Annotated in this window: 20 protein-coding genes and 2 tRNA genes; 10 read left to right on the plus strand and 12 right to left on the minus strand. The window is 71.1% G+C overall.

Features of this window, described 5'->3' with window-relative positions:
• The first annotated feature begins 76 nt into the window (after positions 1–76).
• The 4 genes from OG883_RS30920 to OG883_RS30935 all read left to right on the plus strand — a co-directional run bounded on the left by OG883_RS30920 (position 77) and on the right by OG883_RS30935 (position 4478).
• A complete protein-coding gene (locus tag OG883_RS30920) occupies positions 77–568 on the plus strand; it encodes a MarR family winged helix-turn-helix transcriptional regulator (RefSeq protein ID WP_266547628.1) in 492 nt (163 codons plus the stop codon).
• Positions 569–689: 121 nt separating this feature from the next.
• Entirely contained in the window at positions 690–3047 is a 2358-nt protein-coding gene (locus OG883_RS30925) for an MFS transporter (protein WP_266547630.1), read from the plus strand.
• Between the two features lie 128 nt (positions 3048–3175).
• Positions 3176–3997: a YceI family protein gene (locus tag OG883_RS30930; protein ID WP_266549611.1), complete on the plus strand. Its 822-nt coding sequence runs from the start codon at positions 3176–3178 to the stop codon at positions 3995–3997.
• Between the two features lie 10 nt (positions 3998–4007).
• Positions 4008–4478 (plus strand): PPOX class F420-dependent oxidoreductase, encoded by a 471-nt coding sequence (locus OG883_RS30935; protein WP_266547633.1) that lies wholly within the window; start codon positions 4008–4010, stop codon positions 4476–4478.
• A 386-nt stretch (positions 4479–4864) separates the two neighbouring features.
• On the opposite strand, the gene OG883_RS30940 is transcribed toward OG883_RS30935, so the two are convergent.
• The 10 genes from OG883_RS30940 to OG883_RS30985 all read right to left on the minus strand — a co-directional run bounded on the left by OG883_RS30940 (position 4865) and on the right by OG883_RS30985 (position 16569).
• A complete protein-coding gene (locus OG883_RS30940) occupies positions 4865–5629 on the minus strand; it encodes a TetR/AcrR family transcriptional regulator (RefSeq protein WP_266547636.1) in 765 nt (254 codons plus the stop codon).
• Between the two features lie 70 nt (positions 5630–5699).
• Positions 5700–7238, minus strand: coding sequence for an MFS transporter (locus tag OG883_RS30945; protein ID WP_266547639.1), 1539 nt, complete (start codon positions 7236–7238; stop codon positions 5700–5702).
• A 72-nt stretch (positions 7239–7310) separates the two neighbouring features.
• Positions 7311–9596, minus strand: a complete 2286-nt coding sequence (locus OG883_RS30950) for a glycosyltransferase family 39 protein (protein WP_266547642.1) — start codon at positions 9594–9596, stop codon at positions 7311–7313.
• The gene (locus OG883_RS30955) at positions 9593–11116 is read right to left on the minus strand and encodes a glycosyltransferase (RefSeq protein ID WP_266547645.1); all 1524 of its coding nucleotides are present in this window, start codon (positions 11114–11116) and stop codon (positions 9593–9595) included. Before OG883_RS30955 ends, OG883_RS30950 begins: the two co-directional genes overlap by 4 nt.
• A gap of 25 nt (positions 11117–11141) precedes the next feature.
• Entirely contained in the window at positions 11142–12659 is a 1518-nt protein-coding gene (locus OG883_RS30960; protein WP_266547648.1) for a HAMP domain-containing sensor histidine kinase, read from the minus strand.
• Between the two features lies 1 nt (position 12660).
• Positions 12661–13398: a response regulator transcription factor gene (locus tag OG883_RS30965; protein ID WP_323181012.1), complete on the minus strand. Its 738-nt coding sequence runs from the start codon at positions 13396–13398 to the stop codon at positions 12661–12663.
• A gap of 66 nt (positions 13399–13464) precedes the next feature.
• Entirely contained in the window at positions 13465–14343 is an 879-nt protein-coding gene (locus tag OG883_RS30970) for an amidohydrolase family protein (protein WP_266549616.1), read from the minus strand.
• A 124-nt stretch (positions 14344–14467) separates the two neighbouring features.
• The gene (locus OG883_RS30975) at positions 14468–14803 is read right to left on the minus strand and encodes an antibiotic biosynthesis monooxygenase (protein ID WP_266547651.1); all 336 of its coding nucleotides are present in this window, start codon (positions 14801–14803) and stop codon (positions 14468–14470) included.
• Between the two features lie 87 nt (positions 14804–14890).
• Positions 14891–15760: a DUF2797 domain-containing protein gene (locus OG883_RS30980; protein ID WP_266547663.1), complete on the minus strand. Its 870-nt coding sequence runs from the start codon at positions 15758–15760 to the stop codon at positions 14891–14893.
• Between the two features lie 320 nt (positions 15761–16080).
• Entirely contained in the window at positions 16081–16569 is a 489-nt protein-coding gene (locus OG883_RS30985; RefSeq protein WP_266547665.1) for a hypothetical protein, read from the minus strand.
• 483 nt (positions 16570–17052) lie between these two features.
• Between OG883_RS30985 and OG883_RS30990 the strand changes: the two genes are divergently transcribed.
• The 4 genes from OG883_RS30990 to OG883_RS31005 all read left to right on the plus strand — a co-directional run bounded on the left by OG883_RS30990 (position 17053) and on the right by OG883_RS31005 (position 19910).
• A complete protein-coding gene (locus tag OG883_RS30990) occupies positions 17053–17259 on the plus strand; it encodes a hypothetical protein (protein ID WP_266547667.1) in 207 nt (68 codons plus the stop codon).
• Positions 17260–17466: 207 nt separating this feature from the next.
• The gene (locus tag OG883_RS30995) at positions 17467–18198 is read left to right on the plus strand and encodes an SDR family oxidoreductase (protein ID WP_266547670.1); all 732 of its coding nucleotides are present in this window, start codon (positions 17467–17469) and stop codon (positions 18196–18198) included.
• Positions 18199–18228: 30 nt separating this feature from the next.
• Complete coding sequence (locus OG883_RS31000) at positions 18229–18675, plus strand: cupin domain-containing protein (RefSeq protein ID WP_266547673.1); 447 nt, start codon at positions 18229–18231, stop codon at positions 18673–18675.
• A gap of 236 nt (positions 18676–18911) precedes the next feature.
• Positions 18912–19910: a site-specific integrase gene (locus OG883_RS31005; RefSeq protein ID WP_266547676.1), complete on the plus strand. Its 999-nt coding sequence runs from the start codon at positions 18912–18914 to the stop codon at positions 19908–19910.
• 77 nt (positions 19911–19987) lie between these two features.
• On the opposite strand, the gene OG883_RS31010 is transcribed toward OG883_RS31005, so the two are convergent.
• A tRNA-Arg gene (locus OG883_RS31010) sits at positions 19988–20060 on the minus strand.
• 217 nt (positions 20061–20277) lie between these two features.
• Positions 20278–20371 (minus strand) — tRNA-Ser (locus OG883_RS31015).
• 204 nt (positions 20372–20575) lie between these two features.
• Here OG883_RS31015 and OG883_RS31020 point away from each other — a divergent pair.
• Both OG883_RS31020 and OG883_RS31025 read left to right on the plus strand, forming a co-directional pair.
• Positions 20576–21025: an SSI family serine proteinase inhibitor gene (locus tag OG883_RS31020; protein ID WP_266547679.1), complete on the plus strand. Its 450-nt coding sequence runs from the start codon at positions 20576–20578 to the stop codon at positions 21023–21025.
• Positions 21026–21194: 169 nt separating this feature from the next.
• Entirely contained in the window at positions 21195–25187 is a 3993-nt protein-coding gene (locus tag OG883_RS31025; protein ID WP_266547681.1) for a PAS domain-containing protein, read from the plus strand.
• Positions 25188–25240 lie beyond the last annotated feature (53 nt).

Consider the following 25240-nt stretch of genomic DNA (forward strand, 5'->3'; position numbering starts at 1 on the left):
TCCACCCGTTTTCGTTTGCCTGTAGCAACCAACGGCTTCTATGGTTGCCCTAAGCAACAAGATGCCGGGGAGGGCCATGGCCGAGCGAAGCGGGTACGAGGAACTGGCCCGGCAGGTCAGTGCCGTGGGAGCCGTGAAACGGAGCCTCGCGCGGATTCTGCCCGCCGAGTGCCCCTCCGGATCCGCCGCCGTACTGGCCCTCGTCGACCGGTACGGCCAGATGCGGATGAGCCGCCTCGCCGAGCTGCTCGCCGTCGACATGTCGGTGACCAGCCGGCATGTGGCCCACGTCGTGGAACGCGGCTGGATCGAGCGCTCGCCCGACCCGGACGACCGGCGCTCCCGCATCCTGCGGCTCACCCCCACGGGCGAGGACATGCTCGACGACCTCAGCCGTCGGACCACGGACATGTTCGCCCACTACCTCAAGGACTGGTCCGACGAAGAAGTCGGACAGCTCAACGCGCTGCTGGCCCGCCTCCGGGAATCCGTCGGGGACTGCCGGGCCCACGCCACTCGTACACCCGCACAGACCCGTACACCTGCACAGACCCGTACACCCGCATAGAAACGTAAGGAAGTTCATGGCTACGACCCGTCCCCTGCCTCCGGCGGGGAGGACCCATCCAGCCGATGGTGCGGTCGGCCACGTCAAGCATGGAGGCCACTCCCCCGCGGACGGCGCGCCGATGACACACCGGCAGATCATGGAGGCGTTGTCCGGGCTGCTGCTCGGCATGTTCGTCGCCATCCTGTCGTCGACGATCGTCTCCAACGCCCTGCCGGAGATCATCACCGACCTCGGTGGCGGGCAGAGCGCCTACACCTGGGTGGTGACGGCCTCGCTGCTCGCGATGACCGCGACCACCCCGCTGTGGGGCAAGCTCTCCGACCTCTTCTCCAAGAAGCTGCTGGTCCAGATAGCTCTGGTCATCTATGTGCTGGGATCGGTGGTCGCCGGACTCTCGCAGAGCGCGGGCATGCTGATCGCCTGCCGCGTGGTCCAGGGCATCGGCGTCGGCGGTCTCTCCGCCCTCGCGCAGATCGTGATGGCCGCGATGATCTCCCCGCGCGAGCGCGGCCGCTACAGCGGCTACCTCGGCGCGACCTTCGCCGTCGCGACCGTCGGCGGCCCGCTGCTCGGCGGCGTGGTCACCGACACCGACTGGCTCGGCTGGCGCTGGTGCTTCTATGTCGGCGTGCCCTTCGCGATCATCGCGCTGATCGTGCTCCAGAAGACCCTGAAGCTCCCGGTCGTGAAGCGTCAGGTCAAGGTCGACTGGTCGGGCGCCTTCTTCATCAGCGCGGCGGTCTCGCTGCTGCTGGTCTGGGTGACCTTCGCGGGCGACAAGTACGACTGGATCTCGTGGCAGACGTACGCCATGGTCGGCGGCTCGATCGTGCTGGGCGCGCTCTTCCTCCTGGTGGAGTCGAAGGCGAGCGAGCCGATCATCCCGCTGCGGCTGTTCCGCAACCGCACCATCACGCTGGCGTCGCTGGCCTCGCTCTTCGTCGGCGTCGCCATGTTCGCGGGCACGGTCTTCTTCAGCCAGTACTTCCAGCTGGCGCGCGACAAGTCGCCGACCATGTCCGGCGTCATGACCATCCCGATGATCGGCGGCCTGTTCGTCTCGTCGACCGTCTCGGGCATGGTCATCACCAAGACGGGCCGCTGGAAGGCCTGGCTGGTCGTGGGCGGCGTGCTGGTGACGGCGGGTCTCGGGCTGCTCGGCACGATGCGGTACGACACCGAGTACTGGCGCATCGCGATCTTCATGGCCGTCCTGGGCCTCGGCCTCGGCATGATGATGCAGAACCTGGTGCTCTGCACACAGAACCAGGTGGCCCCCGAGGACCTCGGCTCGGCAAGCTCGGTCGTCACCTTCTTCCGGTCCCTGGGCGGCGCGATCGGCGTCTCCGCGCTGGGCGCGGTCATGGCCAACCGGGTCACGCACTACGTCAAGGACGGGCTCACCGAGCTCGGCCCGCAGGGCGCCTCGCTGGGCCACGGCGGCACGGGCGGCGGAGGCATCCCCGACCTGGACAAGCTGCCCGCTCCGATCCGTACGGTGATGGAGACCGCGTACGGACACGGTGTCGCCGACGTCTTCCTCTACTCGGCACCGTTCGCGCTGCTCGCGTTCCTGGTGACCGTGTTCATCAAGGAGGTCGCGCTGAAGAGCAACGCGGCGCCGGAGACGGCGGCGCCGGAGGCTGTCGCGGCTGCCGAGGCACCCGTTCCGGCCGTGGCCGTCGAGACCGTTCCGCTCCCCACGGCCGGCGGCACACCGGTAGGGGGCGTGGTGCGCGGCTCCGAGGGCGCGGCGGTGCCCCGGGCCGCTGTCACCCTGATCTCGCCGGCCGGACGGCAGTTCGGCCGCTCGGTCGCCCAGGCCGACGGCAGCTACGCGCTGGACGCCCCGGGCCCGGGGTCGTACGTCCTGATCGCCTCCGCCGACGGCTTCCAGCCGCAGGCATCCACGGTGATCGTCGGCGATGAGCCGCTGGCGTACGACATCCTCCTCTCCGGCACGAGCGGACTCGCCGGGACCGTGCGGGCAGCCGAGGGCGGGACACCGGTCGAGGGCGCGATGGTCGTCGTCACGGATGTACGCGGCGAAGTGCTGGCCGCCGGGAAGAGCTCCGGGCAGGGCGAGTTCGCTTTCGCCGAGCTGGTCCCCGGTGCGGTGACGGTGGCGCTGAACGCCGTCGGCCACCGGCCGCTGGCCCTGCCCGTGGAGATCGGCGGCCAGGGTGTGACCCGTATCGAGGTCGTCCTGCAGGCCGGAGCCCTGGTCCGGGGCACCGTCAGCGGCGGCATCGGCGGGCAGCCGCTGGCGGACGCCCGGGTGACGCTGGTGGACGCCGCGGGGAACGTGGCCGCCACCGCGAGGACCGGGGACGACGGGGCGTACGCCTTCGCCGACCTGGACGCGGGGGAGTACACGGTCATCGCGACCGGGTACCCGCCGGTGGCGAGCGTGCTGACGGTGGCCGGCCGCGGGATCGAGGGCCACGACATCGAACTCGCCCACCCCGGCGAGTAATTGAGCCCCCGGGCCGGACGTTCGCCCTGTAGCGGAGGCGAGCGCCCGCCCGGTGCGGGAATGGGGGCGGCAGGCAGGGACGGCCTGCCGCCCCCGACTTTTCGGCAAGGAGAAACGCGATGGGTGGCGTGGGACTTCACGCACAGGTACGGACGCGGGACGGCTGGGCGGTCTCGCACGCGATCGTGACGGTGACCGACATGACCGGCGCACAGATGCTGCGGGCGGCGGCGGACGGGGACGGCGTGGTGACCACGGCCGGTCCCCTGGCCCCGGGGCCGTACACGGTGATCGTGACGGCGCTCGGGTACGCGCCCGCCGCCTCCACCGCGCTGGTGACGGCGAGCGGCCGGGCCGAGGTGGGCACGGTGGTGCTGGCCCGCCGGGGCGGCGTGGAACTGCCACCGCCGGGGGCGTGGTCGCTGGACCCGGCGCACTCCTCGGTACGGGCGGCCGCCCAGCATCTGGGGATCTCCAGCGTGCACGGCCGTTTCACGGAGTTCGGCGGCCGGATCGAGATCGCGGCCGACCTGGCCCGGTCCCGGGTCGACGCGGTGATCCGGGCAGCCTCCATCGACACCGGCAACGGCCTGCGGGACAAGCACCTCACGTCCCCGGACTTCCTGGACGCGGAGCGGTTCCCGGAGATCACGTACCGCAGCCACGGCCTGACCCCGGCGGGGCCCGACCGCTGGACGGTACGCGGTGAACTCACGCTGCACGGTGTCGTACGCGCAGTGGACCTGGACCTCGGCTACTTGGGTACGGGCCCGGATCCGTGGGGTGGGGTGCGGGCGGCGTTCCGCGCGACGGCGGAGCTGCACCGCGAGGACTTCGCGATGAACTACAACCAGGTGGTGCAGGCGGGGATCTCGGCGATCGGCACGACGCTGAAGGTGGAGCTCGACATGCAGGCGGTGCAGGGCGAGTCCTTGCCGACGGGCGAATAGGCTGCCGCGCATGGCACCCAATATCGCCACCAACACCACGGTGGACCTGGACCGGTTGCTGGAGTTCGTACGCCCCCGGCACCGTGCGATCCTGCTGACGGCCCGCGCCTCGGACGGCGGCCCCCAGGGCTCCCCGCTGACGTGCGGCGTCGACGACGCGGGCCGGATCGTCGTCTCCACCTACCCCGAGCGCGCCAAGACCCGCAACGCGAAGCGTGACCCGCAGGTCAGCGTGATCGTCCTGTCCGACGACTGGGACGGCCCATGGGTCCAGATCGACGGCACGGCGGAGGTGATCGACTCCCCGGAGTCGGTGGAGCCGCTGGTGGAGTACTTCCGCAACATCTCGGGAGAGCACCCGGACTGGGACGAGTACCGGCAGGCGATGGTGAAGCAGGGAAAGTCGATCATCCGCATCACCCCGGACCGGTGGGGGCCGATCGCGAAGGGCGGCTTCCCGGCGAGACTCGGCGGGGCGTGACCGGGACCCCGGAGCCCGCACCGATACCGGATCCCGCGGCACACGGCCCGGACACCGGCAGGCGGCACACCCCCGAGCCCGCGCCAGGACAAGCAGCCACGCCAGGACACGAACCCGCGCGAGGACACGAACCCGCGCCACGCACCCGGCTCGGCCCGGACGGGTCACAGGCGCCCGGGGTACGGGCGCCCGGGGTACGGACCCGGAGTACAGGCGCCCGGAGTACAGGCGGCCCGGGATACGGGCCCGGGGTACAGGCCCGGGGTACAGGCCCGGGGTACAGGCCCGGGGTACAGGCCCGGGGTACAGGCCCGGGGTACAGGCCCGGGGTACAGGCCCGGGTACAGGTCACCCGGGGCCCAACAGGGCCCGGCGCCCCGGGAAACCTACGCGCGAGCGACCATCGCTTCGATGCCCGCCACCAGCAGGTCCAGCGCGAACCCGAAGTCCCTCTCCCGCATCTCCTCCACCGTGTCGCCCCCGCGGGCCTCCATCAGTTCCGATGCGTGCTCGAAGCTCTTCTTGAACGCCGGCTGCTCGCTGATCGTCCCCATCGCCTGGTGGAAGTACTCGTCCTGGCTCATCCCCGCCGTCGCGCACCGCTCGATGAAGTGCCCCTCGATCGTTCCGAACCCGTACACGAACTGGAACACCGCCGCGAGCCCGCCCATCTGCCCGTGCGGTGGCAGCCCGGTGTTCCGCATGACCTGCTGCACCGCGAGCGAGAACCCCATCGAGTGCGGGCCGATGTTCAGGAACGTACCGATCAGCGGCGACACCCACGGGTGCCGCACCAGCAACGCCCGGTATCCGCCCGCCAGTTCCCGCAGCTGGTCCCGCCAGTCCCCCTCCGCGCTCACGTCCGGGAGCGGGAAGGTACCGAAGGCCGCATCGAGGGCAAGCTCCAGCAGATCGTCCTTGGTGTCCACGTACCAGTAGACCGACATCGCGGTGACGTTCAGCTCCGCGGCCAGCCGCCGCATCGAGAACTTCGCCGCCCCCTCCGCGTCCAGCAGCCGGACCGTCGCCTCGATGATCTTGTCGCGGTCCAGACCGTCCGGCTGGCCCGACCTTCGGCCGCGGTCCGCCTTGCCGTCCAGCCACACACTGGTCCGCGCGGGACCCTTCGCGCGGTCGGCCGCACTCACCATCGCGCACCCTCCTCGGTTCTTGCCGGCCGGGCGGACGGGCCGGAACGGGCTGGTCCGCCCCCTTCCGATGCTATGCCGCGGCCTTGGGTGAGTCTGCCTGCTCCGCCCGCCGCAGCAGCATCGCCGCCAGCAGTCCGCCGAGCAGCACCGCCACCGCGCCGACCAGCTGGCTGGTCTGAAGCCCCGAGGCGAAGGCGTCCGAGATCCGCTCCTGTTCCCCCGCGTCCCCGGCCGCTGCCAGCGCCGTGGGAAGCGAGGCCGCCCCCGCCACCGCCGGTACGAGCGCGGTGAAGCGGGAGTTCAGTACGGCACCGAGGACGGCGACGCCGAGCCCGTTCCCGAACTCGGCGAGGGTGCCGTTCACCCCCGCCCCCACACCCGCCTTCTCCGGCGGAATCGCACTCATGATCGCGTTGGCCATGGCCGGCATGGAGAGCGCGACGCCCGCGCCCATCACCACCAGTCCGAGCAGCATCCCTCCGTACCCGTCGCCGCCGAGCACCGCGATCGCCGCGAGGCCGGCGGACACCAGGGTCATTCCGGCGGCAATGGTCCCGGGAGTGCCGAGCCTCGGCAGCAGCCGCGCCCCCACACCCGTGAGGTTGAGGGCGATGACGGTCAGCGCGAGCGGAGCCGTACGCAGACCGGCGTCCAGCGGCCCGTACCCGAGGACGAACTGCAGATGCTGGGTGAGCAGAAAGAGTGAGCCGCCCATGCCGAAGGCAACGAGGATCGCGCCCGCCACCGCGCCGATGAAGCGCTGGTTGCGGAAGAAGTGCATGTCCAGCATGGGGTACGGGATCCGCAGCTCCCAGAGCACGAAAACGCCGAGGACGAGTACGCCGGCGGTGGCCGGGGCCAGCACATGGAGAGAGGTCCAGCCGTGCTCGGGCCCGGAGATGATCGCGTACACGACAGCGGTCATACCGACCGTGGAGAGCAGCGCGCCGAGCAGATCGGGGCGGTCGCCCTGAACTGGGGATCCGGAGGCCGTTCCCCGGAAGTACGAAGCCTTCGACTCCGGCACGAGCGCGACCACCGCGAACAGTCCGATCGCCGCCACCGGGATGTTGATCAGGAAGATCGCGCCCCACCAGAAGTGGTCGAGCATGATCCCGCCGATCAGCGGACCGGCCGCGAAGCCGAGGGAGTTGACGGTGGACCAGAGGCCGATGGCCTTGACCCGCTCGGTGTCGTCGAAGATCTGGACGACGACGGCGAGGGTCGTCGTCATCAGCAGCGCGCCGCCGATGCCCATGCCTGCGCGGGCGGCGATCAGCTGGTTCGCGGACTGGGCGAGCCCGGCCGCGAGCGAGCCGACGCCGAAGAGGGCGAGGCCCGCGACGAGCATCTTCTTGCGGCCGTAGCGGTCGGCTGCGCTGCCCGCGGTGAGCAGCAGGCCCGACTGGACCAGCGAATAGGCGTTGATCATCCACTGGATGTCGGCGGTGGAGGCGTCGAGCTCCCGGGTGAGGGAGGGGATCGCGACGCTGAGAACAGTGTTGTCGAGCAGCACGGTGAGCTGGGCAAGACAGATGACCCCGAGGATCAGCCAGCGCTGCGGGTGGCCGGTGGGGGACGGGTGGGTCTCGGCGGTCGTCGCCGTCATGCACGCTCCTTGTACGGTGTACGGGAAGTCTTCCCGTACACCGTACAAGTATTCCCATACGCTGTATAGGAGTTACTTCCTTCCGGTCAGGTCGTAGAGAGTTGCGCCGTCCACGGTGACCTTGGTGAAGGTGGCTTCGACCCAGGTGGTGATCCCGGAGCTGGAGTTGCCGCCGGGGCCGCCGCCCCGGCCGCCACCGGCGATGAAGTAGTGGATCTTCCCGTCGGTCACGTACTGCTTGAACTGCGCCAGGGTCGGGGACGGGTCACTGCCGTTGAAGCCGCCGATCGCCATGACCGGCTTCCCGGTGGCCAGTTGGTAGCTCGCGGCGTTCTGGGAGCCGATGGCCGCCGCGACCCAGGTGTAGGCACCGGCGTTCTGCGTCAGCTCGGCCTTGACGGCGGAGCCGACGCTCGCGCCGTTGAGGAGACCGCCCATGCCGCCACCGCCGCCTCCGGCGCCGCGTTCGCCCAGGCCGTCGCCGCCCGGCATCAGGCTGCCGGTCGGGGGCTGTCCCGGCCCGCCCGCCGGCATGCCGCCGTCCCGCTGGTTCTGACCCCGCTGGTTCTGCCCCTGCTGGTTCTGCCCCTGCTGGTTCTGCCCCTGCTGGTTCTGACCCTGCTGCCCGGGCGGCTGCATCCGGCCGGCGAACCCGCCATCGCCGCCACCGCCGCCGGGACCGCCGCCGGGACCGCCCCGGCCGCTCGCCACCGCCGGTCCCGCCGTCACGATCGAGCCCGCATGACCCTCGCCCACCGTGGTGAGCGAGTACGCGAGCGGCCCCGCCAGCGATGCCGCAAGCCCCAGCGCGGCCGCTCCGAGGGCCAGTCGACGCCCCACCCGGCTCGCCAACAGCAGCCCCGCCGCGGCCGCCAGGCCGCCGATCAGCACCGCCCAGCGCAGCCACGGCAGATAGTCCGCACTCCGGCCCAGCAGCACGTACGACCAGACTGCCGTCACCGCGACCGTGCCGCCCAGCGCCGCCGAGCCGAGCAGCTTCGTCCGCTCCTCCCACAGCACCGTGCCGCCCATACCGACGAGCGCCGCGATGTACGGCGCCAGCGCCACCGTGTAGTACTCGTGGAAGATCCCGGCCATGAAGCTGAAGATCCCTGCGGTCATCAGCAGCGAGCCGCCCCAGACCAGGAACGCCGCGCGCGCGGTGTCGGTCCGCCCGGCTCGCCAGGTGAGGACGAGCCCCGCGACGAGCAGCAGCAGCGCGGCGGGCAGCAGCCAGGAGATCTGGCCGCCGATGTTCCCGCTGAACATCCGGTCGATGCCGCTCTCGCCCCAGCCGCCCCCACCGCCACCGCCACGGCCTCCACCGCCACCGCCGCCCACGCTCCCGGTCTCGTTGCCGTTGATCCGGCCGAGGCCGTTGTAGCCGAAGGTCAGCTCCAGGAAGCTGTTGGTCTGCGAGCCGCCGATGTACGGACGCGAGGCGGCCGGCCACAGTTCGACGACGGCCACCCACCAACCGCCCGCGAGAATCATTGCCAGCCCCGACAGGGCGAGTTGGCCGAGCCGTCGCCGCAGGGGCGTCGGCGCACACACCGCGTACACCAGCGCCAGCGGCGGCAGGATCAAGAACGCCTGCAGCGTCTTCGTCAGGAACGCGAACCCCACCGCGACGCCCGCCCACACCAGCCACGTCGTCCGCGCGCCGTCCAGCGCGCGCAGTACGCAGTACACGGTGACGGTCATCAGCAGCGCGAGCAGCGCGTCCGGATTGTTGAAGCGGAACATCAGCGCGGCGACCGGTGTCAGCGCCAGCACCGCGCCCGCGATCAGCCCGGCGGCGGGGGTGAAGCGCCGGCGCACGGCGGCGTGGAGCACGCCCACCGTCGCGACGCCCATCAGCACCTCGGGCAGCAGAATCTGCCAGGAGCCGAGCCCGAAGAGCCGTACTGACAGCGCCATCGGCCAGAGCGCGGCCGGGGGCTTGTCGACGGTGATGGAGTTCGCGGCGTCGGACGAGCCGAAGAAGAAGGCCTTCCAGCTCTCGCTGCCTGCCTGGGCAGCGGCGGAGTAGAAGGAGTTGGCGTACCCGGACGCGCTCAGGTTGTAGAGGTACAGCAGTGCGGTGGCCAGCAGGAGGGCGAGGAAGGCGGGGCGCACCCAGCGGGCGTCCTCCTGCCGCCCGCGCCACAGCCGGACGGTCCGTCCTCCGGCCGCGTCTCCTGCCGCGTCTCCTGCCGCGTGTCCTGCCGTGTGTCCTTCCGTGTGTCCTGCCGGGCGCAGGGCTTCATGGGGTCCGCCGTGCCCGGAGCTTCCCGGAGCCGGGCCGGTCATCAGCACATCCGTGCCGGGTGGCTGGGCCGGAGGCGGGTAGGCGTGGTCGTCGCGGGCAGGCGTCATCGTGCAGTCCTCGAGTCGTCGTCCTGCGGGAGGCCGGGCAGCTGCACCGTCGCGTCCCAGGTGTGATCCGCCGTCGCGGCGGTGCGGAATTCGGGCGCGAAATGCGCGGGGTACGCCGGGTGCGCGGGGTGCACGGGGTACGCCGAGTGCACGGGGTGCACGGGGTGCACGGGGTACGCCGAGTGCACGGGGTGCACGGAATGCGCCGACCGCGACGGGTCCGAAATCGCGGCCACCGACGGCGGTCCGCCGTCATCGCTCCCGCCCGCCGCGGGCACATCGCGCCGGTCCGCGAAGACCCACGCCCGGAAGAGCAGGAACCGCAGCACCGTCGCCGCCAGATTCGCCGCGATCAGTACCGCCAGTTCCGTACCGTGGGAGGGATCCCCGGCGGCCGCGTCCAGGGCCGCCAGCGAGCCGCTCGTCAGCGCGAGCCCGATGCCGAAGACGACCAGCCCCTGGGCCTGATGGCGTACGGCGCGGTCCCTGCCTCGTACCCCGAAGGTGAGCCGCCGGTTGGCGGCCGTGTTCGCCACGGCGGACAGCAACAGGGCGCCCCCATTGGCGACTTGGGATCCGACTCCCGCCCGGAAGACCGAATAGAGCAGCAGGTACAGGAGTGTGGAGAAGGCGCCCACCACACAGAAGCCGACCAGCTGCCTGGCCAGTCCGCCCGGCACCCCGCTGAGCCCGCGGTCCCTCGGGTCGTCCCCGAAGGGCCGTGCCAGCCGGTCCAGCGGCAGCGCGCCGACCGCCAGCGCCCGCCCCACCCGCCACACGCCCTTGAGGTCCTCCGTCGCCGTGCTCACGATGTGCACCGTGGAGTGGGGGTCGTCCACCCAGTCCACCGGCACCTCGTGGATGCGCAGCCCGGCGCGCTCCGCCAGCACCAGCAGCTCGGTGTCGAAGAACCACCCGGTGTCCTCGACCATCGGCAGCAGGCGTTCGGCGACGTCCCGGCGTATCGCCTTGAATCCGCACTGGGCGTCGGAGAACCGGGCCGCCAGCGACGACTTGAGAATGAGGTTGTACGCCCGCGAGATGAACTCCCGCTTCGGTCCGCGCACCACCCGTGACGAACGCGCGAGCCGGGACCCGATCGCGAGGTCCGAATGTCCCGAGATGAGTGGCGCGACCAGCGGCAGCACGGCGTTGAGGTCGGTGGACAGATCCACGTCCATATAGGCGAGGACGGGTGCGTCGGAGTGCGACCACGCGGTGCGCAGCGCCCGGCCCCGGCCCTTCTGCTCCAGCCGGTACGCCCGCACCTCGGCGATCGAGCCGTCGAGCCGGGCCGCCACCTCCGGGGTGCTGTCGGTGCTCGCGTTGTCCGCGATGGTGATCCGGAAGCCGTACGGGAAGGTGCGCGCGAGATGCTCGTGCAGCCGCAGCACGCACCGTTCGAGGTCGTCCTCCTCGTTGAAGACCGGGATCACCACATCGAGTACGGGCAGCTCGGCCGGGTCGGCGAGCAGATGCTCCCGGGCCGGCAGAGTCCCTCTTGGGGTGTCTGTTCGCATACACCGACACTCGACGGGCGCGCTGTCACGGCTGTGTGATCAGCCTGTGCCCCGTCTGTGAGTCGCGCGCGGCCGGCAGGCGTACACCGAAGACGGTCTGTCCCGGCTCCGACCGCACACCCACCGTGCCGCCGTGCGCGACGACGATCGCGTGCACGAGCGCCAGGCCGAGACCGGTGCTTCCGGCGTGCCGGGATCTGGACGCGTCGCCGCGCGCGAACCGTTCGAAGACGTGGGGGAGCAGCTCGGGCGGGATGCCGGGCCCGTCGTCCTCGACCTCGAGCACGGCGTACGACTCCGTCCACACGACGCGCGCGGTGACGGTTGTCCCGGGTGGGGTGTGGGTACGGGCGTTGGCCAGCAGATTGACCAGCACCTGATGGAGGCGGGCTCCGTCGGCCCGTACGGTCGCCGGTTCGGCCGGCAGCTCGAGACGCCACTTGTGGTCCCGGCCGGCCGCCCGCGCATCGCTGACGGCGTCCACGACCAGCGGAGAGAGATCTGTGCTCTCGTACGAGAGCGGGCGTCCGGCATCCAGCCGGGCGAGCAGCAGCAGATCTTCCACCAGGCCCGTCATCCGGGTCGCCTCGGCCTCGATCCGCCCCAGCGCGTGCCGGGTGTCGGCGCCGATCTCGTCGTGGCCGCGCCGCGTCAGTTCGGCGTACCCCCGGATCGACGCCAGCGGGGTACGCAGCTCATGACTGGCGTCCGCGACGAACTGCCGTACGCGCGTCTCGCTCTCGTGCCGCACCGCGAGCGCCGAACCGACGTGTCCCAGCATGCGGTTGAGCGCCGCACCGACCTGACCGACCTCGGTCCGCGGATCGGCCTCGGCGTCCGGGACCCGCTCGTGGAGGGCCACCTCGCCGCTGTGGAGCGTCAGTTCGGAGACCCGGGTGGCGGTCGAGGCGACCCGACGCAGCGGCCGCAGCGCGACCCCGACCAGGGCGGCGCCCGCGATCCCGGCGGCGATCAGTCCGGCGCCGGTGACGCATACCTCGACGACAACGAGGGTGCTCAGCGCGTCCTGCACGTCCTTCGTCGGGATCCCGACGAGGAAGGAGCCCCGGCCTCCGGCTTCGTACTCGACCCGGTAGCTGCCCAGGCCGGGGAGCTCCACGCTGTGCTGCTCACTGTCGCGCGGGACCGCGGCAAGCGCCGCGGCCTGCGCCTCGGTGAGCGGGGCCTCCTGCGGCCCGATCCCGTCCGTCGCGGGCTCGGTGCTGGCGACCGCCTTGACGACCCGGCCGTCATCGTCGAGCAGGGCGCCGACGGTGCCCACCGGCGTACCGCCGACGGTGACGAAGTCGAGCGGCCCCCGGGACAGCTTCTCCAGGGGCGACGGACCGTTCCCGGCGTCCGGCGGGCCCGCGGCCCGCATCGCGACCGCGCCCAGCTGGGCGTCCAGCTGTCCGTACAGATAGGTGCGGAAGGCAAGGGTGGTGACCGTGCCGATCACCGCCGCGACGACCGCGATCAGCGCGACCGCCGAGACCACCAGCCGGGTCCGCAGCGACCGTCTGCGCCCGGTCGCCCGGCGCACGCTACGCACCGGGCTTGATCAGATACCCGGCCCCGCGCCGTGTGTGAATCATCGGGGTCCGCCCCGCATCGATCTTCTTCCGCAGATACGAGACGTACAGCTCGACCACATTGGCCTGCCCGCCGAAGTCATAGCTCCACACCCGGTCGAGGATCTGCGCCTTGCTCAGCACCCGCCGCGGATTGCGCATCAGAAAGCGCAGCAGCTCGAACTCGGTCGCCGTCAGATGGATGGAGTCCCCGCCCCGGCTGACCTCATGGCTGTCCTCGTCGAGCGTCAGATCCCCGACCGCGAGCAGCGACTCGCTCCGTACGGCCGCCGTCCCCGACCGCCGGATCAGCCCGCGCAGCCGGGCCACGACCTCCTCCAGGGAGAACGGCTTGGTGACATAGTCGTCGCCGCCCGCGGTCAGCCCGGCGATGCGGTCCTCGACCGCGTCCCTGGCGGTCAGGAAGAGCACCGGCACCTCGGGCAGTTCGCGCCGCAACCGCCCCAGGACCGCAAGACCGTCCATGTCGGGCAGCATCACATCGAGCACCACCGCGTCGGGCCGGAACTCGCGCGCCGAGCGCACCGCGCCCGCGCCGTCGCCGGCGCTGCGCACCTCCCACCCCTCGTAGCGCAGGGCCATGGACAGCAGCTCGCTCAGCGCCGCCTCGTCGTCCACGACGAGGACCCGGACGGGACTGCCGTCGGGCCTGAGCAGTTCGGTATGCCTGTGGGGCGAGGTCGCGGTCATGCTCGTACCCTGCGACCCCGCCCTGAGAGGGCTCTTGCGCTTTCCTGTGAATTCCCTGAGAAAGAGCTATCCGGCGGACCGCGCGAACAGCCTGGTGCCGTTCCCGTGGCAGACGGCGCGCAGCCAGTCGTCGCCGAGCCCGAGCCGCTCCAGCGCTTCGAGCTGATGGACGTACGGATACGGGATGTTGGGGAAGTCGGTCCCGAGCAGAATCCGGTCCGTCAACTCCAGCAGCCGCCCCCGCTCCGCCGCCGGGAACGGTGTGAACCGCTCGCTGAAGTCCGTGAACGCCATGGTCGTATCGAGCATCACCCCGCCGTACCGCTCCGCGAGATCCAGGAAGTCGGTGTACTCGGGCATCCCCATGTGCGCCACCACCAGCCGCAGCCGCGGATGCCGCGCGAGCAGCCGCCCTACCGGCTCGGGCCCGGTGTACTTGCCGGGCGCGGGCCCGGACCCGCAGTGCATCACCACGGGGATCCCGGCCTCGGCGAGCAGCCCCCAGACGGGGTCGAGCCGGGAGTCATTGGGGTCGTACGCCCCCACCTGGAGGTGCGACTTGAAGACCCGCGCCCCGCTCTCGACCGCCTTCCGCACATACCGCTCCACGCCCTCCTCGGGGAAGAGGGTCGCCGTGTGCAGGCACTCCGGCGTCCGCGCGGCGAAGTCCGCCGCCCAGCCGTTCAGCCAGCCGGCCATCCCGGCCTTGTGCGGATAGAGCATCGAGGTGAAGGAGAGCACCCCGAACTCCCGGAGCAGAGCGACCCGCTGCTCCTCCTCGTGCCGATAGGTGATCGGCCACTCCATCCCGGTCAGCGGCCCCACGGCGTCGAAGTACGCCCACACCTTCTTGAGGACCTGCTCCGGCATGAAGTGCGTATGGACGTCGACGAGCCCGGGCAGCCCGAGCCGCTCCCAGAAGCTCCGCACGCCCGCAGCGTCGATTGCCCCACCGACGCCGCCGGCCTTGTCCGCCGCGCGGGCCTCGTCCACCGCGTCGGCCTCGTCCACCGCGTCGGCCGCGTCGGCCGCGTCGGCCTCACCGGCCGCCCGGGCCTCGCCGGCCTCGCTAGCCGCGCTCAAAGCCGTAACTCCGCTCGACCTTGGCGACATGGATGCTGTACCTCTCGTACCACTCGGCCCGCCCGCGCCTCTGCGCCGTCTGGTGCTCCATGTTCCGCTGCCAGGCGGAGATGGCTTCCTCGTCCCGGAAGTACCCGACGGATATCCCGAGCCCGCCGGGCGTCCGCGCCGACTCGTACCCGAGGAATCCGGGGACTTCCCTGACCAGCTCCTCCATCCGCTCACCGGTCTCGGCGTACCCCTCCAGTTCGCCGGTCTCGATGGAGGTGAAGACCACTGCGCAATAAGGCGGTTCGAGTCCCGCGACAAGTTCGATGCTCATGCCACTCACCCTCCGCTCCCGGTCAGGGCGGCGTCCAGCCTCATTGCCGTACGGGATCCAAAGGGGATCCAACTCTTGACCATACGGTCAGAAGAGCCCGTCCTGCACGGCCCCGCCACCACCGGTGCCGACGACGGGGACGGTCACCCCCGACCCGGCATCCGCCCCGGTCAGTCCCCACCCGGTCATCAGCCGCGTATCGAGGACGACCAGAGCGTCCGCTGCGGTCCGCAGATGCAGATCGGGCCCGGCGGCCGCCACCAGCCGCCCGGCGACCACCCCGCCGTCCACCAGCTCGCGCACCACCCCGCTCGCGGTCGGCAGCCCGTCGAGCCCGAACGCCTCCGCGTGGTCGACGGCCTCGAAGGCCACCCGTTCCAGCGACTCGGCCCACCCGTCGAGCGCCACCGCGCGCCGGTGCAGCGCCTCGATCTCCACGGCACGCTCCACCATCCCCGGCAGCTCGGCGCGCACCGCCCGCTTGGCGGCGTACGGAATCCGGTCCGGCACCCCCAGCGCCGTACGCAGCAGTTCCTCGGTCCGCCGCGCGGCCATCAGCGGCCCCCGGCCCAGCCAGCTGAAGACCACGGCCCCCTGCTCGAGCAGCCGCGCCGCGCCACGCTCCTCGGCGGTGATCCCGACCTTCACCATCCCCGGCCCGAACCACGCGAGATACACGCGGTACGTCCGCGGGTCGTCGGCCATGGTGTCGGCGGCCACCGAGTGAGCCCGGTCCAGCCGCGCACACTCGCCGCACCGCGCCTGCATCGCCCGCCCGGACACCACGGCCGCCGGGGGACAGGGATTCCCGCGCGCCCCGACACACCGCCGCTCCCCCTCGGCCCGGAACCCCAGCTCCTTGCCGGAGGCCAGCGGACTGACCCGCCCGCCCTCCCACACGAGGACGGGCATCCGCGTCCCCCTCGGCCAGCTGATCCCCGCACACCGCCACGCCATACACACCTCCGGCCGAACACGCCGAACACGCCGAACACGAAGAAGGCCCCGCGATCTTCGCGGGGCCTTCTTCGGGCTGTGCACTCTGTTCGGGCTGTGCACTCGGCAGGATTCGAACCTGCAACCTTCTGATCCCTAGCTCTGGCCAGAACGGTCGGCGACGGCCGTACCGGCCGCTTCGAGGCCCCAGAGGGACGCTACCGGACGGGGGCGGTTGCTGGGGTTGCGGTACGGCGTTGCTGTACCTCCGCACACGGCCCTCTCCCGCTTCCCAGGCAAACCGTCGGCGCACTGGGGGGGCGGTGTCTTTTCCCAGCCTGTCAGCGGATGAGGTGGACGGTGAGTTGCGTATCCGTGGCACTGACGTTGAGGGCGTGGATGGAGCCGCGGGCTGTGCGGTAGGACCCCGTGCCTCCGGTGATCGCGAAGCTGATGTCGCCGGGGCCGGCAGCGGTAATGGTGAACCGGCCTTGGAAGGTGATCTGCCCCTCGGTCAGGGTAAGGGAGCCCACGCACTGCAGGTCGAACTCATCATCGGGGGCGGTTCGGGTCGTTGTGCAGACCTCGCCGAAGTTGCCGACCGTGGCGCTGCCAAGGACGAGATTCCCGCTGACGACGATTTCGTCCCCTTGGCTGGGCCCGGGCGACCCCACATCGATGGCACTGGCCTGGGTCTGCCTCGCGACCAGCTTGAGGACTTTCTCAGGCCCGGGATCAGTGCTGCTCGCAGCCGATGCCGGGTGAGAGCAGGCAAGGAGGGCGGCCAATCCCGTGGCCGCGCTCAGACCGACATGCTTGAAGTGACGCACGCTGTGCTCCTGTGGGACCAAGGGGGGCGGCTCACTGACCATGTGTCATGTGAGGTAACCGATTCCCAGGTCAGCCTCATGTAGGTCACACGGTTCCGCGACTCGCGCCTACCCATCCAGGTGAAACGACCGCAGGCCGCCGCGTCCCGCAGCAGCACTGCCACCACCAGAAGGCCGACCGTGACCCGCCCGCCGACGGACGTGCGGACCGCCTTGCGGATGCCCTCCGCCGTCAGCTTGTCGTCGTTCCGGTCGGCGGTGACCGACCGGCGGTGGGGTACCGGATGCGGCACGTAGCCCCCGACCGCACACCCCGGAATGGCCGCCCCCGCTTGAGGCATCCAGATCCCCCGGCCTCCCATCCGGGCTGAGCCCTCACTTTCCACGGTCAAAGCTCAGACCCACGGCCCGGTGTCCCCCATCGACACGCGCGATTCCCAGTGGTCCGCTGGAGCGTGGGATGGGGTGCGCACGGGAGCGATCATGTGCGATCCGTCCTCCTTCATCGGCGCACTCTTCGTAGGCGTGTTGGGTGCCGCCGAGTTCTGGCTCCTCCAGAAGGTCACCCGCCGAATCTCGCGGATCGACACATCCACAGCCACCGGCATCATTGCCTGCGTCGCCGTCGCGCTCCTTATCGCCGTGCTCTTGATAGTCGCCGTCGTGCCCTACTGCCTGATGGGGCTTTAACTCATCTACTCAGCATGTGACGTGGGCTGCCGGGTGTACTGACGTCACCCGCTGACGTCAGAAGCCCCACGGGATGATCCCGAGCGGCTCCTGACGTCAGCACGCAGCGCCTCCAGGATGCCCAGGAGCGCACGGTCCGCGTGCGCCGCGCACTGCACAGTCGCAATCTGAACGTATGACCTATCGGTGCGCGACGAAGGGTGCCCCATGAACATCGCAGTCATCGGCGGTACCGGCCTGATCGGGTCACAGGTCGTGAAGAAGCTGAACGCGGCCGGGCACGAGGCCGTGCCGCACTCGCTGTCCACAGGTGTCGACGTGATCACGGGCCAGGGCCTGACGGAGGCGTTGGCCGGCGCCGACGTGGTCGTCAACCTGACGAATTCCCCGACCTTCGACGACGCGTCCCCGGCGTTCTTCCAGACCTCGATGGACAACCTCCTGGTCGCCAGCCACAAAGGCGGGGTGGGGCACGTCGTCATTCTCTCGATCGTCGGCGCGGACCAGGTGCCCGACCTCGTCTACTACCGGGCCAAGGTCCTGCAGGAAGACATCCTCAAGGCCGGGCCGGTCCCCTACTCGATCGTCCTCGCCACCCAGTTCATGGAGTTCATCGACGCCGTCATGTCCTGGACCACCGAGGGCGACACCGTCCGCCTGCCCACCACCCCGCTCCAGCCGATCGCCGCCCAGGACATCTCCGACACCGTCGCCGAAGTCGCCGCCGGTCCCCCCTTGAACGGCACCCTCAACATCGCCGGGCCCGACGTCTTCCCCCTCGACGAACTCGGCCGGATCACCCTGAACGCCCACCCCGACGGCCGCACGGTCGTCACCGACGACACCGCCGGCATGTTCGCCGCCGTCCACGGCGATGTCCTCACCGCCAGGGGCGACGCCCGCATCGCCCCCACCCACTACAGCGACTGGCTCTCCTGAACCGCTCAGCCCATCACCGGAGGCCTCACCATGTCGAACAATGAGCCGGCAGTAGGCAGCGCTGAGAGCCAACCGCGCTCAGAAGCATGGAAGACGGCGCTGACTGTGCTGCAGTCGGCGAAACCGCCGTCCATTCCGGATGGGGCAGAGGCGATGACGGTCCTGATCGAGTTCCCTCCCGGCGACCCCGGTACCCCTCCCCACCGGCACTCGGGACCCGCCTTCGGCTACATGCTGGAGGGGGAGATGCTCTTCGAGCTGGAAGGCGAGCCCGAGCGTGTGATCAAGGCCGGGGAGACGTTCTGGGAGCCGGGCGGCGATGTCATCCACTACCAGGACGGGAACAACCGGACGGACTCCTGGAGCCGCTTCCTCGTCACCATGATGTGTGCGCCGGGTCAGCCCATGCTCACCCTGGTCGACGACGAAGAGCTGGCACAGCGTCAACACCTGCGAGCTCCCCGTCCGGGCACCTGACCCGCCGCTGTGTCGTATCTGGATGTCAAACGCCCCGGACCATGATCGGTCCGGGGCGTTTCGGCTTGTGCCTCGGGCAGGATTCGAACCCACGACACCCGCTTCAAGGAGCGAAGTGCGGCGAGTTGGGCCCTGATTCTGCGGGTCGGCGTCTTCGGCGGAAGCCGGCCGCGCTTCCTGCCAGCCGCCGCAGTTCCCCGTGACTCCCCGCCTGATCCGGCACGGCTGTGGGGAACATGCCGCGTCCGCACACGGCCTTCTCCCACCTTCCCAGGCACCCGGGCCCCGGCTCAGGCTGGGGCCCATACCTGGGAGCGAAGCGGCTGGACAAGCTCAGTGTGCGGGACGTACGCGAGTGGCTGACCAAGCTGGCAACCGTCTGCCAGTGCTGCGCCCAGGGCAAGGACGCCAAAAGGGCACCCACCCGCCGGAAGTGCTGCGCGGTCGGGGACTGCTGCGAGTCGTACCCGTCCCGCCGGGTGATCCAAGGTTCCCGCGAGGCTCTGCGAGCCGCTCTCACCCATGTGGCCTCCGAAGAGGAGATCAACAAGAATGTCGCCTCTCTGGTGAAGGTCCCCAAGCCGCGTCGCCGCAGGATCAAGCCGTGGTCCGTCGCCGAGGCGGGGCAGTTCCTGACCGATGCCACCGCCCGGGATGACCACCTCTTCGCGGCCTGGATGCTCATGCTCTCCCTGGGCCTCCGCCGGGGTGAGGTGCTGGGCCTGACACGGGAGTCCCTCGACTTCGAGGTGGGCGAGCTGTACGTGGATCACCAGATCCAGCGAGCCGGGCGTCAGATCCTCCACCGTGAGACCAAAACCGAGGACACCGAGGACTCGGACGACTTCCTGCCGCTGCCCGCGCTCTGTCTCAAGGCCCTACGGATGCGCCGTGCCCAGCAGCTCGGCGACCGGAAAGCCGCGGGCGAGCTCTGGCAGGACAGTCACGACCTGGTCTTCACGACGAAGGCCGGCACTCCGATCGAGCCGGGGAACCCGACCCGGATGTTCGCCCTGCGCGCTCGCCGTGCCGGCCTTCGCGTGATCCCGCTGCGGAACACCCGGCACACCTGCAGCTCTCTCCTGGTCGCCCTCAAGGTCCACCCGAAGGTGGCGCAGCGCATCCTGCGGCACTCGCAGATCGCCATGACGATGGAGGTATACGCCGAAGCGAGCGAGGAAGCAGTACGCGCCGCGATCGGCAAGCTGTCGGACGCCATGGGCGAGACCGGCTGACACGGTTGCTGTACTTCGCTGCTGTACAGGCAACGCAAGAGGCCCCCCGGATTTCTCCGAGGGGCCTCTCAACTGTGTGCACTCGGCAGGATTCGAACCTGCAACCTTCTGATCCGTAGTCAGATGCTCTATCCGTTAAGCTACGAGTGCTTGGCGTTCCGGGCTTTTCTGCCTGGTCGGCGTTGCGGGAACAACATTACATGACCTGCGCCGTCAGGTGAAATCCATTAGCCAAACCCCCCCTGACCTGCGAAAACATGCAGAAACGAGCGCAGGGGCGGCCACCGGAGCGACCGCGGGAACAACGCGGGAACCGCACGGAAACACTGAAGCCCCGGCCGTCTGGCCGGGGCTTCAGTGATCGAACTGGCGGAGGCGGAGGGATTTGAACCCTCGATGGGCTTTAAGACCCAAACCGCATTAGCAGTGCGGCGCCATAGACCGGACTAGGCGACGCCTCCAGCACACCCGCGCGAGCGCGAGTGGTGCGTGCAGATGATGACACAGCCCTGTGGCGTGTCACCAATCGCTGCCCACGGTACTAGGCACGTGGGCCACAGAGCAAAGCATCTCTCCGGTTGCGCAACGTCGCGGCGTGCGGAGCGTTAGAGATGCCGGGGGCGACCCCGCACCCCGGCCGGACCCGTGACTCTCCAGGAGCTCCCATGCTGCGCCGCATCGTCCTCACCGCAACCGCCTCTGTCGCCGCGCTGGCCGCCGCCGTGCCCGCCGCCGCGTCGGCCTCGCCCCTCCCGCTGCCGCTGACACTGCTGGCGCCGGCGGACGAGCTGACCGTGATCGCCTCCGAGACCGGGAACAAGCGGACCACCGGCTCGTACCAGCTGAAGTGCGGGCCCGAGGGCGGGAGCGGGACGCACCTTGCGGCGCAGGCCGCCTGCGACCGGCTGGAGGAGTTGGCGGCGGAGGGGAGAGACCCGTTCGCTCCAGTGCCCGAGGACCGGATGTGCACCCAGCAGTACGGTGGGCCGGCCACTGCTCGTATCACCGGAACATGGCGGGGCCGGCAGGTGGACGCGGCCTTCAGCCAGGGCAACGGCTGCGAAATCTCGCGCTGGCGGAACCTGGAGCCGGTACTGCCGAACGCCAGGTCATAGGCCCACGGCGTCCGCCATGTGCACACAACCTTGGTGAGAGCTCCCCCTCATCCGCCGTCGCGCCCATATCCGCTGCCTTTAGACTCCCTCCAGTGACAGGCTGAGGCCCGAGGGGCAAGATGAGACCGGCCGTCCGCAATATGCAGTAGGTCAGGGAGGAAGCGTCGTCGTGAGCAGCAGGCCATCCCGAGGCGCTGCTCGCCTCGCAGCCATACTCGACGCCCTTCCGGACGGGCTCGTACTCGTCAACTGCAACGGCACGGTCGTCAACGCCAACACCATCGCCCTCGAACTCTTCGAGACACCAGGCACCGCACTCGTCGGACGCGGGCTGCTTGATCTGCTGCCCGGCTTCGACTCCCGGCTGATCCCCGGTTCCATGCGGCGCCCGGAGGCGGCGGACGAGCGCGGACGCACCAAGCCCGCCCGAATGGTCGCGCGGCGCACGGACGGGAGCGAGTTCCCGGTCGAGGTGACCAGCGCGAGCCTGGAGGACGGGCGCGAGGCCTATGCCTCGCACAGCGGATACACCGGGGACGAGCTGCTGATGCTCGTCGTACGGGATCTTTCGGGCACCGTGGACACGGAAGCGGAGCTGGCGCGTTCGCAGCGGCAGACCGAAATGATCCTGCGGGCCGCGGCCGAGGGCGTCGTCGGTACGGACACGGACGGGCGGGTCGTGCTGGTCAATCCGGCCGCCGCGCAGATCCTCGGGTTCCGGGCGAGTGACCTGGGCGGCCAGGAGCTGCACCCGCTGATCCTGCACTCGCGCGGCGACGGCGAGCCCTTTCCGTACGAGGGGTCGCCGCTCGCGGACACCCTCAAGTCCGGTCGCAAGCACCGGGTGCGCGGGCAGGTGCTGTGGACGAAGAAGGGCACGAAGGTCGCCGTCGATCTGACGACCGCGCCGGTTCGGGACGGGGACCAGCTCGTCGGCGCGGTGATGACCTTCACCGACCGGCGGCCGTACGAGGAGCTCGCGGAGCAGCACGCGGCGGAGCTGGCCGCGACGACCGAGCGACTCACGACGGAGCTCGAGGAAACGACCGAGCGGCTCACGGCGGAGCTCGCGGACAAGACGGAGCGGTACGCCGCGGAGCTCGAGGGGCGCGCGGAGCGTTACGAGGAGCTGGCCGCCCGGCACGACCAGCTGACCGCCGTGCTCGGCGAGTCGCTGCGCGGGCCGCTGGAAGAGCTGCGCGCCGAACTGGGCACGCTGGCCGCCGACCCGGCCGGGCAGCTGTGGCCCGAGGCCAACCAGATCCTGCACCATCTGGCCGCCGGATACGCCCGGATGACGACGCTTGTCGACAATGTGCTCGGCTTCCAGCGGCTCGACACGGGCGCGGAAGAGCTGGACAAGGCGAAGGTGCTGCTCGACGGGGTCGTGGCGGCGGGCGTCGAGGGCGCGATCGAGCTGATCGGGCCGGGGCGGGCGCAGTTCGCGGTGCACGCGCCGCCGATAGAGGCCGAGGTGGACGGCGCACGGCTCGCGACAGCGCTCGCGCATCTGGTCGCGGACGTGGCCGGGGTCGACTCGACCGGCAAGGCCCGGGTGGTTCCGGGCGGCGGGTATGTGGACTCGACGGTCGTGGTGGCGGCGGCGCAGCGCGGTGATGTCGTACGGATCGAGGTGCGGGGGCCGTTCGCCGGCGGAGACCCGGTGCACGAGCCGATCGTGCGCGGGATCGTACGGGCGCACGGCGGTGTCCTGCAGACGCACGAGGTGCCGGGGATGAGCGGCAGCGCGTACGTCCTGGAGCTGCCGCTCGGCGAGGGCGCGGGGACGGTGGCGCAGACCGCGCCGCCCACGGGCGCGGCGCTCGCGCTGCCCGCGCAGCAGACCGCCGAGGCGTCTCCTGCCACGTCCCCGTCCCCTGTTGCGTCGCCCGCTGCCTCGCCCGTTGCGCCCGCTGCGTCCCCGGGTACGTCCGGTGGCGGGCGGCGGCGCGCGCGGCGGTCCTCCACGGATGCCTTCCTGGAGAGCCCCGTGGCCATGGAGGACCCTGTCGCCGCGCAGCCGACCGGGCGGCGGCGCGCCGCCCATCCGGAGCAGCAGCGGGAACTGATTCCGGCCCAGGATTCGGGCGAGGGCAACGGCGGTGGCAGTGGCGGGACCGGGCGTCGGCGCGGTCGGCCGAGCCCGGCCGAGCAGGCTGCCGCGGGTTCGGCCGGGGCCGCGAGTTCGGCTGGGGCCGCTGTCGCGTCCGCTCCTGCTCCTGCTCCTGCTCCTGCTCCCGCCCCTGCTCCCGCCCCTGCTCCCGCTCCCGCCCCCGCTCTCTCCGAGGGGTCCGTGGTGACGGCCGCCGAGAGCGCGGCCTCGACCGGACGCGCGGCGCTCGGCGAGACGGTGCCGCCGCAGGGCGTACCGGTCGACGCACAGGGTGCGGGTCCGTCGGGGCGGCGCGCGCGGCGCGGCCCGGAGGGCGGGATGCCCGAGCTGCCTGCGGCTGCGGCCGACTCGCCGCCGTCCGGACGGCGGGCCAGGCGGGCCCTGGCCGCAGCGCCGGCCGAGATGGAGAGCGGCGGGCGCACGGCGTTCGCGCTCCCGCCGGCCGAGGCCGACCGGATCCCGCCGACGGCGGGTGAGGCGGACGCCTCGCTGCCCGGGCAGCACGACCCCGTACGTACGGAGCCGGGCACCCAGCACCACACGCCACCGCAACAGCATCCCGAGCCGACGGGCCGCCGCCGCGCCGGCAACGAAGCGCAGCCACTGCCCGCTCAGGCGCCCGGTGCGCAGCCGGACTGGGCGGGGGGCACCTCGGGCGGCGGCATCACCACGCTCGCCACGGACGACTCGACGGGTCAGCACACGGCGACCGAGGACGAGGCCGCCGCGCCCGCGGAGAACGCAGGGGCCACCGGCCCCGTGCCGGCCCCCGCACCGGGTCCGGCCCCGGTGCCGGCTTCGGCTTCGGCCGAAGGGGTCCAGGACACGGGTTCCGTATCGCTGCCGCTGCCGCTGCCACTGCCGCTGCCCCTGCCCCTGCCCGACGCAGAGCAGCCCCAGCCGCAGGCCCAGCCGGCCGCCGCACAGCCGTTGCCGGCGGCACAGCCGCTGCCTGCCGAGGAGCCGGTCTCCGCCGACTCCACGCAGGGGCGGGCGTTCAGCGTGCGCACCCTCGGGCAGGGCGTGCCGTTCGCACAGCAGATCACCCAGCAGCAGAACCAGACGCTCGGCTCCGGCCGGCGCCGCAAGCTGGCAACACGCCCCGACAGCGAACGGCTCCAGCCCGCCGCCCGTCCGCATCCGCAGGCCCCGACCCCGCCCCAGACCCAGAACGGATCGCGGCTCGCCACCGAGCGGGCCGAGGGACGTTCGTATGCGATCGGCGCGCCCGACGAGGGCGCGGAGGGTCCCCAGCCGCTGGACGGCCCGGGCGGCGCGGTCGAGGTGGCCAACCGGCCGCAGCCACGGCCCGTCGACGACGAACTGCCTCCGGAGCCGCTGGACAACCCGCGCCGGCTGCTGGTCTGGCCCGCTCCCGATGTCTCCACGCAACAGGCGCTGAGCGACCGCGGCTACCGCCCGGTGGTGGTGCACTCGCGCGAGGAGGTCGACGCGCAGATCGCCGCGTTCCCTGCGGCGCTCTTCGTCGACCCGCTGACCGGCCCGATCACCCGGACGGCCCTGCAGTCCCTGCGGCAGGCCGCGGTGGCCGCCGAGGTGCCGGTACTGGTGACCGCGGGCCTGGGGCAGGCGACGCGGGAGGCCGCGTACGGCGCCGACCCGGCCGTACTGCTCAAGGCGCTCGCCCCGCGCGACAGCGAACAGCATCCGTCGCGCGTGCTGTTGATCGAGGAGCACGAGGAGATCGCGCTCGCCCTCACGGCGACGCTGGAACGGCGAGGCATGCAGGTCGCCCGCGCGGGCGCGGACACGGACGCGGTCACGCTCGCCACCCAGATGCGGCCGAACCTGGTGGTGATGGACCTGATGCAGGTACGCCGCCGGCGCGCCGGGATCATCGACTGGCTCCGGGCGAACGGCCAGCTGAACCGCACGCCGCTGGTCGTCTACACCTCGGCGGGCCTCGACCAGGCCGAACTGCCCCGGCTCTCCTCCGGGGAGACGGTGCTGTTCCTCGCCGAGCGCTCCACGAGCAGCGAGGTCCAGTCACGCATCGTCGACCTGCTCGCCAAGATCGGCACCAACTGACGTGAAGGAGGCGGCACTCGTCGAGTGCCGCCCCCTTCGCTCTCCTCACCCAC

The organism is Streptomyces sp. NBC_01142, assembly GCF_026341125.1.
In the GTDB taxonomy this organism is placed as follows: domain Bacteria; phylum Actinomycetota; class Actinomycetes; order Streptomycetales; family Streptomycetaceae; genus Streptomyces.